This is a genomic window from Tibeticola sp., assembly GCF_022759015.1.
GTDB classification, from domain to species: Bacteria; Pseudomonadota; Gammaproteobacteria; order Burkholderiales; family Burkholderiaceae_C; genus Tibeticola; species Tibeticola sediminis.
Genome location: NZ_JAEMQB010000054.1, coordinates 1 through 16193, shown reverse-complemented (window position 1 = coordinate 16193; position 16193 = coordinate 1). Strand labels below are relative to the sequence as shown.

General features: G+C 68.8%; 15 protein-coding genes and 2 riboswitches. Of the genes, 6 read left to right on the top strand and 9 right to left on the bottom strand.

Annotation, left to right across the window (positions count from 1 at the left end; genetic code table 11):
- Both JHC36_RS03325 and JHC36_RS03320 read right to left on the bottom strand, forming a co-directional pair.
- The coding region (locus JHC36_RS03325; RefSeq protein WP_287915833.1) for an FAD-binding oxidoreductase at nt 1-1110 on the bottom strand (1110 nt) is incomplete at its 3' end.
- Between the two features lie 19 nt (nt 1111-1129).
- On the bottom strand, nt 1130-1540 hold the full coding sequence (locus tag JHC36_RS03320; RefSeq protein ID WP_287915830.1) for a DUF2069 domain-containing protein: 411 nt from the start codon (nt 1538-1540) through the stop codon (nt 1130-1132).
- A 28-nt stretch (nt 1541-1568) separates the two neighbouring features.
- Between JHC36_RS03320 and JHC36_RS03315 the strand changes: the two genes are divergently transcribed.
- Nucleotides 1569-2774: a YihY family inner membrane protein gene (locus tag JHC36_RS03315; protein ID WP_124223298.1), complete on the top strand. Its 1206-nt coding sequence runs from the start codon at nt 1569-1571 to the stop codon at nt 2772-2774.
- A 68-nt stretch (nt 2775-2842) separates the two neighbouring features.
- Here the strand turns inward: JHC36_RS03315 and JHC36_RS03310 are convergent, their stop codons facing one another.
- Nucleotides 2843-3661 (bottom strand): alpha/beta fold hydrolase, encoded by an 819-nt coding sequence (locus tag JHC36_RS03310; RefSeq protein ID WP_287915836.1) that lies wholly within the window; start codon nt 3659-3661, stop codon nt 2843-2845.
- Nucleotides 3661-4971, bottom strand: coding sequence for an O-acetylhomoserine aminocarboxypropyltransferase (locus JHC36_RS03305; protein ID WP_124223301.1), 1311 nt, complete (start codon nt 4969-4971; stop codon nt 3661-3663). The genes JHC36_RS03310 and JHC36_RS03305 overlap by 1 nt, the downstream gene beginning before the upstream one ends.
- A gap of 137 nt (nt 4972-5108) precedes the next feature.
- On the opposite strand from JHC36_RS03305, the gene JHC36_RS03300 reads away from it, so the two are divergent.
- The 5 genes from JHC36_RS03300 to JHC36_RS03280 all read left to right on the top strand — a co-directional run bounded on the left by JHC36_RS03300 (nt 5109) and on the right by JHC36_RS03280 (nt 9367).
- Nucleotides 5109-5606 carry a CBS domain-containing protein gene (locus tag JHC36_RS03300; protein ID WP_287915823.1) on the top strand — a complete coding sequence of 166 codons (498 nt, stop codon included), beginning with the start codon at nt 5109-5111 and terminating at the stop codon, nt 5604-5606.
- 8 nt (nt 5607-5614) lie between these two features.
- Complete coding sequence (aroC, locus tag JHC36_RS03295; protein WP_287915820.1) at nt 5615-6718, top strand: chorismate synthase; 1104 nt, start codon at nt 5615-5617, stop codon at nt 6716-6718.
- Complete coding sequence (locus JHC36_RS03290) at nt 6711-7919, top strand: MFS transporter (protein WP_287915817.1); 1209 nt, start codon at nt 6711-6713, stop codon at nt 7917-7919. Before aroC ends, JHC36_RS03290 begins: the two co-directional genes overlap by 8 nt.
- Before the next feature lie 62 nt (nt 7920-7981).
- Entirely contained in the window at nt 7982-8431 is a 450-nt protein-coding gene (locus tag JHC36_RS03285; protein ID WP_287915815.1) for a type II 3-dehydroquinate dehydratase, read from the top strand.
- An 18-nt stretch (nt 8432-8449) separates the two neighbouring features.
- Nucleotides 8450-9367, top strand: a complete 918-nt coding sequence (locus JHC36_RS03280) for a DODA-type extradiol aromatic ring-opening family dioxygenase (protein WP_287915812.1) — start codon at nt 8450-8452, stop codon at nt 9365-9367.
- Here the strand turns inward: JHC36_RS03280 and JHC36_RS03275 are convergent.
- The 5 genes from JHC36_RS03275 to JHC36_RS03255 form a co-directional block, all read right to left on the bottom strand.
- Complete coding sequence (locus JHC36_RS03275; RefSeq protein WP_287915809.1) at nt 9337-9948, bottom strand: hypothetical protein; 612 nt, start codon at nt 9946-9948, stop codon at nt 9337-9339. The two genes, JHC36_RS03280 and JHC36_RS03275, sit on opposite strands and share 31 nt — an antisense overlap.
- Before the next feature lie 18 nt (nt 9949-9966).
- Nucleotides 9967-12987 carry an aminomethyl-transferring glycine dehydrogenase gene (gcvP, locus tag JHC36_RS03270; protein ID WP_287915806.1) on the bottom strand — a complete coding sequence of 1007 codons (3021 nt, stop codon included), beginning with the start codon at nt 12985-12987 and terminating at the stop codon, nt 9967-9969.
- Between the two features lie 82 nt (nt 12988-13069).
- Nucleotides 13070-13447 (bottom strand): glycine cleavage system protein GcvH, encoded by a 378-nt coding sequence (gene gcvH / locus JHC36_RS03265; RefSeq protein WP_287915803.1) that lies wholly within the window; start codon nt 13445-13447, stop codon nt 13070-13072.
- A 60-nt stretch (nt 13448-13507) separates the two neighbouring features.
- The gene (gene gcvT, locus JHC36_RS03260) at nt 13508-14653 is read right to left on the bottom strand and encodes a glycine cleavage system aminomethyltransferase GcvT (protein WP_287915800.1); all 1146 of its coding nucleotides are present in this window, start codon (nt 14651-14653) and stop codon (nt 13508-13510) included.
- A 54-nt stretch (nt 14654-14707) separates the two neighbouring features.
- Nucleotides 14708-14818: riboswitch (glycine riboswitch) on the bottom strand.
- Between the two features lie 13 nt (nt 14819-14831).
- Nucleotides 14832-14942: riboswitch (glycine riboswitch) on the bottom strand.
- A gap of 52 nt (nt 14943-14994) precedes the next feature.
- Nucleotides 14995-16193: electron transfer flavoprotein-ubiquinone oxidoreductase (locus JHC36_RS03255; RefSeq protein ID WP_287915797.1), on the bottom strand; the 1199-nt coding region annotated here is incomplete at its 5' end.

Here is a 16193-nt window from a genome sequence, read left to right as displayed (position 1 = left end):
GATGAAGTCGGCCATACGCGAGATCGGCACGGCGATGTCGTGCTTGACGTTGAGCCCTTCCTGTGCCTGCGCGAGCGGGATACTTTCGCGCAGATGCCACAGGTGGCGCGACTGGTTCAGGTTGCCCGCCACCACCGCGTCGAGTACGCAGCCCTCGGCCAGCGCGGGCTCGAGCAGCGCCTCGAAGCGCGCCGCCGCATGGGCCTCGGACTCGGCGTCGCTGAGTTCGAGCAGCACGAACCACGGCGCGCCGCCCGACAGCGGCACCTCGAGCTGCGGGAAATGCCGCTCGACCAGGCCGAGCGCAAAGCTGCTCATCAGCTCGAACGCCGTCAAGCCCGCGTCGAGTCCTTGCCGCGCCCGGCCGAGCAGCGCCACCGCCGCGTCAAACGTGGGCACGCTGGCCCAGGCGGTGATGCGCGCCGCGGGCAAAGGAAACAGCGCCAGCGTGGCCGCGGTGATGATGCCCAGCGTGCCTTCGCTGCCGACGAACAGGTCACGCAGGTCGTAGCCGGTGTTGTTCTTGCGCAGGCCGGAGAGCCCGTGCCAGACCTCGCCGGTCGCGGTGACCACCTCGAGCCCCAGGCACAGCGCGCGTGCGTTGCCGTAGCGCAGCACCTGGGTGCCGCCGGCGTTGGTTGCGAGATTGCCGCCGATGGTGCAACTGCCCTCGGACGCCAAACTCAAGGGGAACAGAAAGCCGGCGTCCTCGGCGGCCTCTTGCACATGCTGCAGCGGGCAGCCCGCCTCGACCGTGAGGCTGGCGTTGGCCGCATCGAGCGCGCGCACCGCCGTCATGCGCTGCAGGCTCAGCACGATTTGCCGGCCGCTGGCATCGGGCACGCCGCCCACGGACAGGCCGGTGTTCCCTCCTTGGGGCACGAGGCTCACGCCAGTGGCGGCCTGTGCGGCGCGGCAGGCGCGCACGACGGCGGCGACTTCGTCCGTGGTCCCGGGGCGCACGACGGCCAGCGCGCGGCCACGCACGCGGCCGCGCCAGTCGCGTTCGAACGCGGTCAAGTCACCGTCGGTGTACACCTGCGCGGCCCCGACGATGTGGCGCAGCGCATCGAGCAGTTCGCGGGTGGCGGGGTCGGACGGCAGGTTCATCGGTGTCGGGATGTGGTGTTCAAGGGGATCGCTCAGCGGCGGCCGCAGCCCGCGTTGCCGCGCCGCGCAGCCGCAGCCGCACATGCGCCACGCAGGCGACGAACAGCAGCAGGCTCAGCGCAATCTCGACGCCGGCCCAGCCGCGGCTGGGCCAGGGGTCGCTCCAGGCGCGCACCACGCCCTCGGTGAAGTAGAGCCAAACCATCAGGCTGACCCAGCGGTAGGTATAGAGGCGCTGCTTGAGCAGGCCCACGAGCGGCAGGCACAGCGGCAACGCTTTGAGCGCGAGCCACGAGCCACCGGGCCGCAGCGGCGCAAGCCAGAGCTCCCAGGCCAGACACAGGCCGATCAAGGCCAGCAGGCTGGCCGCAGCCGTCCAACGGGACAAGCGCACGGCCAAGGGAAGGGGGGAGGGGGGCGGGCGGTTCATCAGCATCTTCGATGGCATCATAGCTTTCATGAACCTACCCATTTGGTGGCCGACGCCCGAGCGGCTGCGGCGCTTTCCTTGGATGGCGACCCTGCAAACCCTGCGCGCGCGCGTGCGGGAAGATCGCCTTGCCCTGACCGCCGGCAGCCTGACGTTCACCACGGTGATTGCGCTCGTGCCGCTCTTCACCGTGCTGCTCGCGGTGTTTTCGGCGTTCCCTGCGTTTTCCAAACTGCAAGGCTTGTTGCAGCAGTGGTTGGCCGAGCGGCTGTTTCCGCCGGCCATTTCCCAGCAAGTGCTCGGCGCGCTCGAGCAGTTTGCCGCCAAAGCCAGCCGGGTGGGTGCGGTGGGCTTCGCGTTTTTCGTGGGCTCGGCCTTGTCCCTGGTGTTCACGATCGACCGCACGCTCAACGCCATCTGGCGGGTGCGTCGGCCTCGGCCTTATGCCCAACGCCTGGTGATTTACTGGGCCGTGCTGACGCTTGGGCCGCTGGCACTGGCAACGCTGCTGGCGCTCGGCTCGTATGCGACCACGCTCTCTCGGGGCTGGGTGCAGGCGCCGGCGGGCGTCGTCCAAGGGATGCTCAGTCTGCTCGGCTTCGGTTTGAGCGTGATGACAATGGCCGCGCTCTATCGTTTCGTGCCCCACACTTCGGTGCGCTGGCGCCATGCGTTCGCGGGCGCGGTGTTCGTCGGTGTCGGGCTGGAGCTGGCCAAGCGGCTGCTGGCCTGGTACTTGAAGGCCATGCCGGGCATGTCGGCGATCTACGGCGCCTTTGCCGCGGTGCCGATTCTGTTGCTGTGGATCTACGTGCTCTGGCTCGTCGTGCTCATGGGCGCGGTGATTGCCGCGTATTTGCCGGCCTTGCAGGCGCGCGTGCAGCATCGCGCCGGGCAGCCGGGCTGGAAATTCCGGCTTGCGGTCGAAGCCGTCGACGAACTGGCGGCGGCGCGCCGGCGCGGCGAGGGGGCTGTGGCGATTGGAGAACTCGCGCAGCGGCTGCGGGTCGATCCGCTCGAACTCGAGCCGGTCGTCGACGCGCTCGCCGATCTCGGCTGGGTGGCCGCGCTCGAAGATGGCCGCGACGCGCTGCTGATCGACCTGGCGCACACACCGGCTTTGCCGTTGATCGATGCGCTGCTGCTCGCACCGGCCCCGAGCGTCGAAAATTTCAGGAAAAAAGCGGGTTTGCCGGCATGGAAAGCGGCGGACTTGCTCTCAAATCAGGAGTGAGCACGACGCGGAATCGGCTCGCGTGACGGCGCGCGAGCAGCCGCGGGTCGTGCGGCCCCCGGCGCTCTTCAGGATTGCAGAAAGTCGCGGATGGCAAACAGCGTCGCGTCAGGCGCCTCGGTCATCTGGTTGTGCCCCACGTCGAGCAGCACGGTGTGGGGGGTCTTGCCGGCGGCACGTGCGCGGTCGATCAGTCCCTGCGCGGCCTTGGGCGGCGTCATCTGGTCGAGCCGGCCGAGCAGGAACAGCACTGGGCAGCGCACGCGCTCGATCGCATCCTCCGCGCCGCGGTAGCGGTCGCAGGCGAGGAAGCCGCGCTGGAACACGTTGACCGCGCGGTTGCGTTCGAGCACGCGCCGCCCGAGCGCCATGCCCGCTCCAAACACCCAGGTGCCGGGCCCGAGCGGCGATGGCGGCGGCGCGAGCGTGCTGCGGCTGAACACGTTGACCAGCTTGATCGCGGCCTCGGGGTCGTGTTGCGACGCCTCGAGCAGCGCGGGTGACACCCGCATCGGTGAGGCCGTGCCGACCAACACCAGATGCGTCACGCGCTCGCCCAGGCGGGCGGCGGCTTCGAGCGCGATGAGCGAGCCCCAGCTGTGCCCCACCAGCGCCGCGCGCGCCACGCCCGCGGCGTCGAGCAAGGCGGTGATGAAGTCCGCCGCCTGCTCCACGCTCGCCGGCGCCTCGCCCTCGCTCTGGCCGTGCCCGGGCAGATCCACCGCCAGCACGTTGTAGCCATGATGCGCGAGGTAGCGGGTTTGCAAGATCCACACGCTGTGGTCATTGAGCACGCCGTGGATGAACACCACGGTGGGCTTGGCCGCATCGAAGGCCTTGCCGCCGGTGTAGCCGTAGGTGGTGGCGCCGTTGACGGTCAGCTTCATCATGCACCTGCCTTTTCTGCGGCCCTGAGCGCGCGCTTGAGGTCGTCGATCAGGTCGTCCGGGTCTTCCAGCCCGATCGAGAGCCGGATCGTGCCCGGGCCGATGCCTGCGGCGGCCAGTGCCTCGTCGCTCATGCGAAAGTGCGTGGTGCTGGCCGGGTGGATGACCAGGCTGCGGCAGTCGCCGACGTTGGCGAGGTGGCTGAAGAGCTTGAGCGCTTCGATGAACGCCTGGCCCTGCGCGCGCGAGCCGCGGATGTCGAAGCTGAACACCGAACCCGCACCCCGCGCGCCGTGCTTGAGCAGCCGCTCGGCCAGCGCATGGCTCGGGTGCGATTCGAGCAGCGGATGCCCCACGCGCGCCACCAGCGGCTGGCTCGCCAGAAACTGCACCACCTTTTCGGTGTTGGCGATGTGCCGCTCCATGCGCAGCGGCAGCGTTTCGATGCCCTGCAGAATCAGCCACGCGCTGTGCGGGCTCATGCAGGCGCCGAAGTCGCGCAGGCCCTCGCGGCGCGCGCGCAGCAAAAAGGCACCGACCGTGCTCTCCTCGCTGAAGGTCATGCCATGAAAGCCCTCGTAGGGCTCGGTCAGCTCGGGGAATTTCCCGCTCGCGTCCCAATCGAAGCGGCCGCCGTCGACCACCACGCCGCCGATCACCGTGCCGTGGCCGCTGAGGAACTTGGTCGCCGAGTGATAGACCAGATCGGCGCCGAGTTCGAACGGCTGGATCAGGTAGGGCGTCGTCAGCGTGCTGTCCACCAGCAGCGGCACCCGCGCGGCATGCGCGATTTCGGCCACGGTGGGGATGTCGAGCACGTCCAGCCCCGGGTTGCCCAGCGTCTCGCCGAAAAACAGCCGCGTGTTCGGCCGCACCGCCGCGCGCCAGCCGTCGATATCGCCGGGCTTGACGAAGCTGGTCTCGATCCCGAAGCGCCGCAGCGTGTAGTGCAACAGGTTCTGGCTGCCACCATAGAGCGCCGTGCTGGCCACGATGTGGCTGCCCGCGCCCATGAGCGTGGCAATGGCCAGATGCAGCGCCGCCTGGCCGCTCGCCGTGGTGATGCCCCCGATGCCGCCTTCGAGCGCAGCCACGCGCTGCTCCAGCACCGCGTTGGTGGGGTTGCTGATGCGGCTGTAGACATGGCCCGCGCGCTCGAGGTTGAACAGCGAGGCGGCATGGTCGCTCGACTCGAAAACGAACGAAGTCGTCAGATGGATCGGCACGGCGCGCGCGCCGGTGCTCGGGTCGGGGGCGGCGCCGGCGTGCAGCGCCAGGGTGTCGAAGCCGGGGTCGGAATAGCCGGGCATGGGTGCTCCTCGGGGAGGCAATCCCGCGGCGGCCAGTCGTGCCCCGGGGTTTGCCGTGCTGTTTTTGGTGTGGATTGTGGGCTATATTGACTTCGTTCTTTCGCCGCTTCGGCGACAACAGCAGTCCGGAGGCCCCCATGAAAGTCAGCGACATCCTACGCGTCAAAGGCGGCACGCTCTACACCGTCACGCCCGACGAGAGCCTCAAGCGCGCCGTCGAGACCATGGCCGAGTTCGACATCGGCTCGCTCGCCGTGATGGAGCACGGCGAACTGGTGGGCATGCTCACCTTCCGCGAGGTCATCGACACCATCGCCAAAAACGGTGGCAGCGTGGGCGAGGTGCGGGTTGGCTCGGTCATGGACGACCACCCCATGACCTGCACCCCCGAGACCGAACTCGACGAAGTACGCCCCATGATGCTCGAGCGCCACACCCGCTACATGCCGGTGATGGACGCCGGTGTACTCATGGGCGTGATCAGCTTCTACGACGTCGCCCGCGCCGTCGTCGAAAGCCAGAACTTCGAAAACCGCATGCTCAAGGCCTACATCCGCGACTGGCCCGAGGACGAACCCGCGGGCGAGGGCGCAGCCACCCCGCGCGCCAGCTGGGCCGCCCGCCCTGCGGGATAATCCCGCGCATGAGCGGCAACACCATCGGCACCCTGTTTTGTGTCACGAATTTTGGCGAATCGCACGGCCCGGCCATCGGCTGCGTGATCGACGGCTGCCCGCCGGGCATGGCTTTGAGCGAGGCCGACATTCAACACGATCTGGACCGTCGCCGCCCCGGCACCAGCAAGTTCGTCACGCAGCGCAACGAGGCCGACGCGGTGGAAATCCTCTCTGGCGTGTTCGAGGGCCGCACCACCGGCACGCCCATTGCGCTGCTCATCCGCAACACCGACCAGCGCAGCAAGGACTACGGCAACCTCACCGAGACCTTCCGCCCGGGGCACGCCGACTACACCTACTGGCGCAAGTACGGCATCCGCGATCCCCGCGGCGGCGGCCGCTCCTCGGCCCGGCTGACCGCGCCCACGGTGGCCGCGGGTGCGGTGGCGAAGAAGTGGCTGCGGGAAAAGTACGGCACGACCTTTCACGCCTGCATGACGCAGCTCGGCGAGCTTCCCATCGGCTTTGAGAGCTGGGACCATGTGCCCAACAACCCCTTCTTCGCGCCGGTGGCGGACGTCTCGGCGCTGGAGGACTACATGAATGCGCTGCGCAAGCGTGGCGACTCCTGCGGCGCGCGGCTGCGCGTGGTCGCGACCGGCGTGCCCGCAGGCCTGGGCGAGCCGATCTACGACAAGCTCGATGCCGACATCGCCCACGCCATGATGGGCCTCAACGCCGTCAAGGGCGTCGAGATCGGCGCGGGCTTTGCCAGCGTGGCCGATTACGGCTCCACCCACGGCGACGCGCTCACGCCCGAAGGTTTCGTTGGCAACAAGGCCGGCGGCGTGCTCGGCGGCATCAGCACCGGGCAGGACATCGAGGTGTCGGTGGCGATCAAGCCGACCAGTTCCATCCTCATTCCGCGGCCGACCATCGACGCCAACGGCGCACCGACTGAAGTCATCACGAAGGGCCGCCACGACCCCTGTGTGGGCATCCGCGCCGCGCCCATTCTGGAGGCCTTGCTCGCCCTGGTGGTGATGGACCACGCGCTGCGCCACCGCGCGCAGTGCGGCGACGTGCAGCATCGCGTGCCGCCCATCCCGGCGGCTGCGCCGCGTGGCTGAGCGGCGCCAGCTGCTGCCGTTTGCAGCGCTCTCGGCCAGCTATTTCGCGCACATCGGATTCTTCAACCCCTACCTGCCGCTGTGGCTCAAAGACCTGGGCTACGGGCTGTTCGTCATCAGCGTGCTGAGCTCGGTGCAGTCGGCGACCCGGCTGTTTGCGCCCTATGGCTGGGGCTGGCTGTCGGACCACACGGGCGAGCGCGTCAAGCTGCTGCGCTACAGCGCCACGGTGGCGCTGCTGGTGTCGTTCGCGCTGTTCGTGCCGCTGTCCCCGTGGGCGCTGGGGCTGGTGTTGCTGCTGCTGTTCACCCACACGAGTTCCATGATGCCCATGAGCGAGGCGGCGCTCGCGCATCTGGTCAGCGCGGGTGGCGCGTTCGATGCACGGCGCTACGGGCGCGTGCGGCTCTGGGGCTCGCTCGGGTTCCTCGTCACGGTGCTGGCGGCGGGCGCTTGGTTCCAGCGCTTTGGCATGGGCAGCTTTGCCGTCTGGACGGTGCTCACGCTCGCCGCCGTCGCCGCCAGCGTCTGGAGCCTGCCCGACCTCAAGGAAGCCTTACCCGCGCATGAGGCGCGCGTGCCCATCGCGCCGGTGCTCGCGCAGCCGCTGGTGCGCTGGTTCTTCGCAGCGGCTTTCTTTCATGTGCTGTCGCACATCGCGGTGTATGTGTTCTTCTCGCTCTACCTCGACGCGCTGGGCTACCCCAAGACCCTGATCGGTCTGCTTTGGGCGCTGTCGGTGGTGGTCGAGATCGGCTGGTTCTACACCCAGGCGCGCTGGCTGCCGCGGCTGAGCCTGTCGGCCTGGCTGGTGCTGTCTTCGGCCGCGATGGCGCTGCGCATGGCGCTCACCGCGCAATGGGCCGATGTGCTGTGGGTGCTGCTGTTCGCGCAGGCGCTGCACGCGCTGACCTTCGCCGCGCACCACACGAGCTGCATCGCGCTGCTGTCGCACCACTTCCCCGGCCGGCTGCGGGGGCGGGGCCAGGCGCTCTACACCGTCCTCGCCTACGGCGTGCCGGGGGTGGTGGGCGGCTTGGGCGGCGGCGTCTTGAGCCAAAAATACGGCCTTGCCAGCGTGTTCTGGGCTGCGGTTGCTACATCGATCATAGCAACCGGCTGCGCGGTTCAGGTCTGGCGGCAGACGGCGCGCACGATGGCGATCGTGCGCTCTCGAAATGGCGTCACCGGTCGTCGGTGATCACGCGACGTACACTGTGTGGCGCAGCCTACGGATTGCACCCGAAGCACCCCCAACGCCCCATGAAAACCGTCTACGTCTTCAACGGCCCCAACCTCAACCTGCTCGGCACGCGCGAGCCCGCGGTGTACGGCTCCGCGACGCTGTCCGATGTGCAGCGGCTGTGCGAGGCCGCGTGTGCGCGCCACGGCCTCATGCTCGATTTTCGGCAGACCAACCACGAGGGCGTGCTCGTCGATTGGCTGCATGAAGCCGGCCGCGCGCAAGCTGCGGGCACGGCGCTTGGGGCCGTGCTCAATGCGGGCGCCTACACCCACACCAGCATCGCGCTGCACGACGCCATCAAGGGCACGGGCCTGACGCTCATCGAGCTGCACATCAGCAACGTTCATGCGCGCGAGGCTTTCCGCCATCACAGCTTCATCGCGCCGGCCGCGCGTGCCGTCATGGCCGGCTTTGGCGTCATCGGTTACGCGCTGGCCATCGACGGGCTGGCGCAGTTGGCTGCGTGAGTCCCGCAGGATCGGGCGATGTTGGCGCGTATGAACACCCACGCGCGTCCGGTGCAGGATCGGGCGGAGACTGCGGCGGCCCCTGCGGCCAAACCAACGAGCGGAAGCACGCGTCTGCCCACGCTGTTCGTGAGCCATGGCTCGCCGATGTTCGCGCTCGAGCCCGGGCAGACCGGGGCGGCCTTGCGGGCCTGGGCGGCGCGGCTGCCGTTGCGCCCTCGGGGCATCGTGCTCGCCTCAGCGCATTGGATGACGCGTGGGCCCACGGTCATGACGGCTGCGCAGCCGCAGACCTGGCATGACTTCGGCGGCTTTCCGCCCGAGTTGTATGCGCTGCAATATCCGGCGCCTGGAGACCCCGGTTTGGCGCAGGGGGTGTTGCAAAGCCTCCGGGCGGCAGGTCTGAACGCGCACGCTGACCCGCGGCGACCCTTCGACCACGGGGCCTGGGTGCCTTTGATGCATTTGTTTCCCGCAGCCGACGTGCCGGTGGTACAGCTTTCCTTGCCGGCAGTGGCGGCGGCGGGGGTGTACGCACTGGGGCGGGCGCTCTCTGACTGGACCGCGCACGGCGTACTGCTCATCGGGTCGGGCAGCATGACGCACAACTTGCAGGACTTTTTCGGTGGCGCCGGCCGCGCCGACGCGCCATTGCCCTACGTGGAGGCTTTTCGCGGTTACGTGGAAGACGCGGTGCGTCGTGTCGACGTCGATGCGCTGCTGCACTGGGACATACGCGCCCCCGAGGCTGCCCGCGCCCATCCCAGCGACGAACACTTTCTGCCGCTGTTCTTCGCGCTGGGCGCCGCTGGCTGGGGTGCCGCGCCTGTGGATGTCGAGTGGCTCAGCCACGAAATCATCGGTGGGGCGCTGGCGAGGGATGCGCTCGCGCTGCAGGCGCGGGCCTACGAGCGCAAACCCGTAAGTGCCCGATAGTCTTCCCGCGTGGCCGGGGTGACGGCGGCGAGCACCTCCGCGGGCGTGGTCTGGTGCAGCGCGACGAGGCGGGCGGTGGCGACGGCGCGCGAGCGGCAGAACCAGTGGCAGCTGAACTGCAGCAGCAGCAACTCGGCCATGAGGGTGTAGGCGCGGTCGCGCGTGGGCGCGCCGCCGTCGACCTGCAGCGCGCGCTGCAGGCCGCGGGCGTGGATGTCGAAGGCGCGGCGCAGGTCGAAGCTCGCGGTCGGCCACCAGCGGTGCGCCGCGGGCAGTGCGAGCGGCAGCGTGCTGACCCGGGTTTCGGTGGCGCTGCGTGCGCCAAAGGCCGCGGCGAACTGGCTGAGGCGCTCGGCTAGGGCTTGCTCCAGCGGGATCAGCTGGCGCCAGCGCGTTTCGCGCGGCTCTCCTACGGGCAAGTCCAAGGCACTCAAATAGCCGCGCAGCAGCGTTTCGGTCAGCCGCTGGATGTCCAAGGGCGCGAAGCTCTCGGCCAGCAGCTGCACGCGGGTGCGCTGCTGCTGCCGGTTGACGAGCTGCAGCCCGGCGCCGGCCAGCAGCAAGAGCAGCAGGACATCCATGGCGGACTCGGGGGATGCTCAGCGCGCCGCGGCCGCCGCCTCGGTCTCGGGGCAGGCTTCAGGGCTCGCTTCGGCCCAGGCTTCCACCGGGACGCAACTGCAGAACAGGTTGCGGTCGCCGTAGACGTTGTCCACCCGGCCCACGGCGGGCCAGAATTTCATCGCGCCGGGCACGGCGGTGCGCGCGTGCAGCGCCGCACCCACCTCGCGCGGGTACGGGTGGGGCCAGTCGGCGGCGAGCAGGCTGTGCGCGGTGTGCGGCGCATTCTTCAGCGGGTTGTCCTCGCGCGGCCACACGCCCGTCTCGACCTGGCGGATTTCCTCGCGGATGGCGATCATGGCGTCGATGAAGCGGTCGAGTTCGGCGAGCGGTTCGCTCTCCGTGGGTTCGACCATCAGCGTGTTGGGCACGGGGAAGGACAGCGTCGGCGCATGGAAGCCGTAGTCCATGAGCCGCTTGGCCACGTCCTCGGCCATCACGCCGCTGGTTTCCTTGAGGCCGCGCAGGTCGAGGATGCACTCATGCGCGACATGGCCGTTTTCGCTGGCGTAGAGCGTGGGGTAGTGCGCGCGCAGCCGCGCGCTGATGTAGTTGGCCGAGAGGATGGCCGTCTCGGTCGCGCGGCGCAGCCCCTCGGCCCCCATCATGCGGATGTACATCCAGGAAATCGGCAGCACGGCGGCGTTGCCCAGCGGTGCCGCGCTGACGGCTCCGATGCCCATGGCGGTACCCGCTGCGCCGCTGGCCAAGGGCGCAGCGCCGAGGCAGGTACCGGCAGCGGCGGCCGTGGCGTGGCCGGGCAGGTAGGGCGCGAGGTCTTCGACCACGCACACCGGCCCCACGCCGGGGCCCCCACCGCCGTGCGGGATGCAGAAGGTCTTGTGCAGGTTGAGGTGGCTCACGTCACCGCCGAAGGCGCCCGGTGCGGCCACGCCCACGAGCGCGTTCATGTTCGCGCCGTCCACATACACCCGGCCGCCGTGGCGGTGCACCAGCGCACAGAGCTCGCTGACCGTGGTTTCGAACACGCCGTGGGTGCTGGGGTAGGTGATCATGATCGCGCCGAGGCGATCGCTGTATTGCGCGCACTTGGCTTCGAGGTCGGCCATGTCGACGTTGCCGCGGGCGTCGCAGGCGACGACGACGACTTCAAAGCCCGCCATCGCGGCCGACGCGGGGTTGGTGCCGTGGGCGCTGGCGGGAATGAGGCAGATGTTGCGCTGCGGCTGCCCGCGTGCAGCCTGCCAGGCGCGGATGGCGAGCATGCCGGCGTATTCGCCCTGCGAGCCGGCGTTGGGCTGCAGGCTGATCGCGTGGTAGCCGGTGGCCTCGCAGAGCCACTGGCGAAGCTGCGCATCGAGTTCGGCATAGCCGGCCAACTGGTCGGCTGGGGCGAACGGATGCACCTGCGCGAATTCTGGCCAGGTGATCGGAATCATCTCGGCCGTGGCGTTGAGCTTCATGGTGCAGGAGCCCAGCGGAATCATGCTGCGGTCGAGCGCGAGGTCTTTGTCCGAGAGCGCCCGGATGTAGCGCAGCATCGCGGTTTCGCTGTGGAAACGATGGAAAACCGGATGCGTGAGGTAGGCGCTGGTGCGCCGCAGCGAGGGCGGAATCCGCGTGCCCGCCGACTCGGCGAGCGCGTCCACATCCGGCAGCGGCTGGCCTTCGTTGGCGAACAGCGACCAGAGCGCGTGCAGATCCTCGCGCGTCGTGGTTTCATCGAGGCTGATGCCCACGCACGACGCCCGCTCGCCGGTGTAGCGGCGCAGGTTCATGCCGCGATCGACGGCGCGCGCATGCAAGGCGGCCGCGGCTTCGGGTGAGCCGAGCTCGAGCAGCAGGGTGTCGAAACCCGTTGCGTGCGCCACGCGCACCCCCAGTTGGCGCAGTCCCGCAGCCAGGACGCCGGTGTAGCGCGCGATGCGCTCGGCGATGCGTGCCAGCCCTTCGGGGCCGTGGTAGACCGCATACATGCTCGCCACCACCGCGGGCAGCACCTGCGCGGTGCAGATGTTGCTCGTTGCCTTCTCGCGGCGGATGTGCTGCTCGCGCGTTTGCAGCGCGAGCCGGTAGGCCGGTTGGCCGTGCGCGTCGACGCTCACGCCCACCAGCCGCCCAGGCATGGAACGCTTGAAGGCGTCGCGGCAGGCCATGAAGGCGGCATGCGGGCCGCCCGCGCCCATGGGCATGCCAAAGCGCTGCGTGCTGCCCACCACGATGTCGGCGCCCATCTCACCCGGCGCCTTGAGCAGCGTAAGCGCGAGCAGATCGGCCGCCAGGATGAAGGCCGCTTGCCGGGCGTGAATCTGATCGGCTGAGGCTTGCCAGTCGGCGAGCCAGCCGCTGCTGCCCGGGTATTGGTTGATCGCCGCGAAATAGTCGTCGCTCGCCAGCGCGGCTTGCCACTCGTCGGCCGAGTGCACGACGCGCACCAAAATGCCCAGCGGCTCGGCCCGGGTGCGGATGACCTCGATCGTTTGCGGGTGGCATTCGCCGCTGACGATGAAGACGGAGCCGCGCGCCTTGACCGAGCGCTTGGCCAGGGTCATGGCCTCGGCCGCAGCCGTGGCCTCGTCGAGCATGGAGGCATTGGCAATGTCCATCGCCGTGAGTTCGGCCACCATGGTCTGGAAGTTGACCAGCGCCTCCATGCGGCCCTGCGAGATCTCGGCCTGGTACGGCGTGTAGGCGGTGTACCAGGCGGGGTTTTCGAGAATGTTGCGCAGGATCACGCCGGGCGTGTGCGTGCCGTAATAGCCCTGACCGATGTAGCTCTTGAGCACGCGGTTCTTGCGCGCGATGGCGCGCAGTTCCTCGAGCGCCTGGGCTTCATCGACGGCGTCCGGCAGCGTCATGGGGCTGGGGCGCGCGATCGCGGGCGGGACGATGGCGTCGATCAAGGCTTGCCGCGAGGGCTCGCCGATGGCGGCGAGCATGCGCGCTTCGTCTTCGGGGCTCGGGCCGATGTGGCGCGCGACGAAGGCCGATGGATTCTCGAGGTCGGCCAGGCGGGCCGTGGCGGGGGTGGTTGTCATGGTCGGTGCGGGTTCGCGGTGCAGCAGGGCGGGCGTTTGCCGTCAGAGGTGCTCAGAGGCGTTCAGATGTGCTCACTTGCGCTCAGTGGCTGGCAGCGGCGTGGGCGGCGTAGGCGGTCTCGTCGAGCAGCGCGTCGAGCTCGGCGGGGTTGTCGAGTCGAACCTTGAAGAACCAGCCCGCGCCCAGCGGATCGGTGTTGGCCAGCGCCGGGTCGGCGCGCAGCGCCTCGTTGACCTCAACGATCGTTCCCGAAGCCGGCATGTAGACGTCGGCGGCCGCCTTGACCGACTCGACCACACCGGCCACGCTCTTGGCGGCGTAGTGCTTGCCCACTTCGGGCAGTTCGACGAACACCACGTCGCCGAGCGCGTCCTGCGCATGGTGGGTGATGCCGACGGTGGCGACATCGCCCTCGAGGCGGATCCATTCGTGGTCGGGCGTGTACTTGGTCGTGCTCATGGAGAGGCTCCTTGCGATGGGGGAAAGGGAGGGAAGAAGGGAAATGGGGGTCTTGAGCTTTCAGCCGCGGTGGTAGCGCGTGGGCACGAAGGGCATGGGGCGCACGCGCATGGGCACGGGCTTGCCGCGCACCATGGCGAAGACTTCGGTATCGGGCTCGCTGTAATCGGTTTCGACATAGCCCATGGCGATCGGGGTGTTGAGCGTGGGCGAGAGCAGCCCGCTCGTCGTCTCACCGATCGTCTGGCCGTCGAAGTTTTCGAGCCCGACATGCTCGCGCACCGGCACGCGTTCCTGGGCGACGAGGCCGACGCGCCGCCGCTCGACCGGGATGCGCCCATCGAGTTGGCCCAACACTCGCTCGGCCCCAGGGAATCCGCCCGCGCGCGCGCCGCCGCTGCGGCGAACCTTCTGAATCGCCCAGGCCAGCCCTGCCTCGACTGGGCTGGTGGTGGCGTCGATGTCGTTGCCGTACAGCGGCAGGCCGGCTTCGAGGCGTAGCGAATTGCGCGCGCCCAGGCCCGCGGGGCGAACTTCGGGCTGCTCGAGCAGCGCCAGGGCCAAGCCCTCGGCCGCGTCGGCGGGCACCGAAATCTCGAAGCCGTCCTCGCCGGTGTAGCCGCTGCGCGTGACGTAGAGTTCGGCGCCGTTCCACTCGAACGCGCGGCCGGTCATGAAGACGAGGGTTTCGACACCGGGCAGCAGCCGGCGCAGCGCATCGACGGCGCGTGGCCCTTGCAGCGCGAGCAGCGCGCGGTCGAACTGCACCCGGATCGTGCAGCGGTGTCCGATGCCCGCGGCAATATGCGCGAGGTCACCGTGCTTGCATGCGCCGTTGACGATGAGGAACAGGTCACCGCCCTGGGCGACGTCGCGGTTGACGAACATCAGGTCGTCGATGATGCCGCCGGCGTCGTTGAGCAGCAGGCCATAGCGCTGCCGGTCGACCCCGAGGCCAAGCACGTCCATGGGGATGAGGGCCTCGAGCGCCGCCGCCGCATCCGGGCCGATCAGAGAGAGCTGGCCCATGTGCGAGACGTCGAACAGGCTGGCCGATTCACGAGTGTGGTGGTGCTCGGCGAGCAGCCCCGCGGGGTATTGCACCGGCATCGCGTAGCCGGCAAAGGGCACCATGCGGGCGCCCAGGCGCAGATGCAGCGCATGCAGCGGTGTGTGGCGCAGGGTATCGTCGGCGGGGTGGCTCATGGTCGCGGTCTCCAAAGGCAAGGGCAAGAATGCCCGCCAGTTCTGGCGGGTGACGCTGCCCTCGCTGTCCGCTTTACCTGAGAGATTGGCGGCGCCGCCACGATAGGCGAACCGCTTGCCCCTTCGGTGGGCGGAGTCGATCCGCCTCTCTCCAGTGAGGGACGCCGCCGTTCGGGCGACGTCTTTGCCAGTCCTTTTGCCTGAGCGTTCGGGGAGTTCCCTGCGCCTTCGGCGGCTGCTTCAGCCGGGCTTGAAGCCGGGCTCGGCAGCACTCTCCTGGCAAGTCCGCAGTGTAGCCGAAGGCATGGCGCCGGGTGCGCCAGCCACCGGCCGCGTTGCGTTTACATGCCGACGTAGTTCGGGCCGCCGCCACCTTCGGGCGTAACCCAGACGATGTTTTGGGTCGGGTCTTTGATGTCGCAGGTTTTGCAGTGCACGCAGTTCTGTGCGTTGATCTGCAGCCGCTGCGCGTTGCCGCTCTGGGCCTCATCGGGAACGAACTCATAGACCCCCGCAGGGCAGTAGCGGCTTTCGGGCCCGGCATAAACGGCCAGATTGATGCGTACAGGGACCGTGGGGTCTTTGAGGGTCAGATGCGGCGGCTGGTTTTCCTCGTGGTTGGTGTTGCTCAGAAAGACCGACGAGAGCCGGTCGAAGGTCAGCTTGCCGTCGGGCTTGGGGTAGGCGATGGGGCTGCACTCGGCCGCGGGCTTGAGCGCGAGATGGTCGGGCTTGTCGCGGTGGATGGTCCACGGCACGGCGCCCTTGAGCACGTACTGCTCGATGCCGGTCATCAGCGTGCCGATGCTGCGGCCCTTTTTGAACCACTGCTTGAAGTTGCGGGCTTTGTTGAGTTCGGTGTGCAGCCAGCTCGACTCGAACGCTTCCGGGTAGGCGCTGAGCTCGTCGTGCGCGCGGCCCGCACCGAGTGCGTCGAAGGCGGCCTCGGCAGCAAGCATGCCGGTTTTGATGGCGGCGTGGCTGCCTTTGATGCGGCTGGCGTTGAGGTAGCCCGCCTCGCAGCCGATGAGCGCACCGCCCGGGAACACGGTTTTGGGCAGCGAAAGCAGGCCGCCGGCGGTGATCGCCCGCGCGCCGTAACCCAGCCGCCGCGCCGTCACCTCGCCCTGGCGGTTCTCGAAATACCAGCGGATGTTGGGGTGGGTCTTGAAGCGCTGGAACTCTTCGAAGGGGCTGAGGTAGGGGTTCTGGTAGTCGAGCCCGACGACGAAGCCGACCACCATTTTGTTGTCCTCCATGTGGTAGAGGAAGGATCCGCCGTAGGTCATTTCATCGAGCGGCCAGCCGGCGCTGTGCAACGCCAGGCCGGGCTGGTGGCGTGCGGGGTCGATCTCCCACAGCTCCTTGATGCCGATCGCGTAGCTTTGCGGGGCTCGCCCCTCGTCGAGACGGAAGCGCTCGATCAGCTGGCGCCCGAGGTGGCCGCGCGCGCCCTCGGCGAAGATCGTGTATTTGGCGTGAAACTCCATGCCGAGCTGGAAGTTCTCGGTCGGCTCGCCATCCTTGCCGATGCCGAGGT

Coding starts and splice junctions, on each gene's coding strand:
- gcvH (WP_287915803.1), bottom strand. CDS start 13,447: ATGAGCACGACCAAGTACACGCCCGACCACGAATGGATCCGCCTCGAG.
- JHC36_RS03300 (WP_287915823.1), top strand. CDS start 5,109: ATGAAAGTCAGCGACATCCTACGCGTCAAAGGCGGCACGCTCTACACC.
- JHC36_RS03320 (WP_287915830.1), bottom strand. CDS start 1,540: ATGAACCGCCCGCCCCCCTCCCCCCTTCCCTTGGCCGTGCGCTTGTCC.
- JHC36_RS03275 (WP_287915809.1), bottom strand. CDS start 9,948: ATGGATGTCCTGCTGCTCTTGCTGCTGGCCGGCGCCGGGCTGCAGCTC.
- JHC36_RS03285 (WP_287915815.1), top strand. CDS start 7,982: ATGAAAACCGTCTACGTCTTCAACGGCCCCAACCTCAACCTGCTCGGC.
- gcvT (WP_287915800.1), bottom strand. CDS start 14,653: ATGAGCCACCCCGCCGACGATACCCTGCGCCACACACCGCTGCATGCG.
- JHC36_RS03315 (WP_124223298.1), top strand. CDS start 1,569: ATGAACCTACCCATTTGGTGGCCGACGCCCGAGCGGCTGCGGCGCTTT.
- JHC36_RS03305 (WP_124223301.1), bottom strand. CDS start 4,971: ATGCCCGGCTATTCCGACCCCGGCTTCGACACCCTGGCGCTGCACGCC.
- aroC (WP_287915820.1), top strand. CDS start 5,615: ATGAGCGGCAACACCATCGGCACCCTGTTTTGTGTCACGAATTTTGGC.
- JHC36_RS03280 (WP_287915812.1), top strand. CDS start 8,450: ATGTTGGCGCGTATGAACACCCACGCGCGTCCGGTGCAGGATCGGGCG.
- gcvP (WP_287915806.1), bottom strand. CDS start 12,987: ATGACAACCACCCCCGCCACGGCCCGCCTGGCCGACCTCGAGAATCCA.
- JHC36_RS03310 (WP_287915836.1), bottom strand. CDS start 3,661: ATGAAGCTGACCGTCAACGGCGCCACCACCTACGGCTACACCGGCGGC.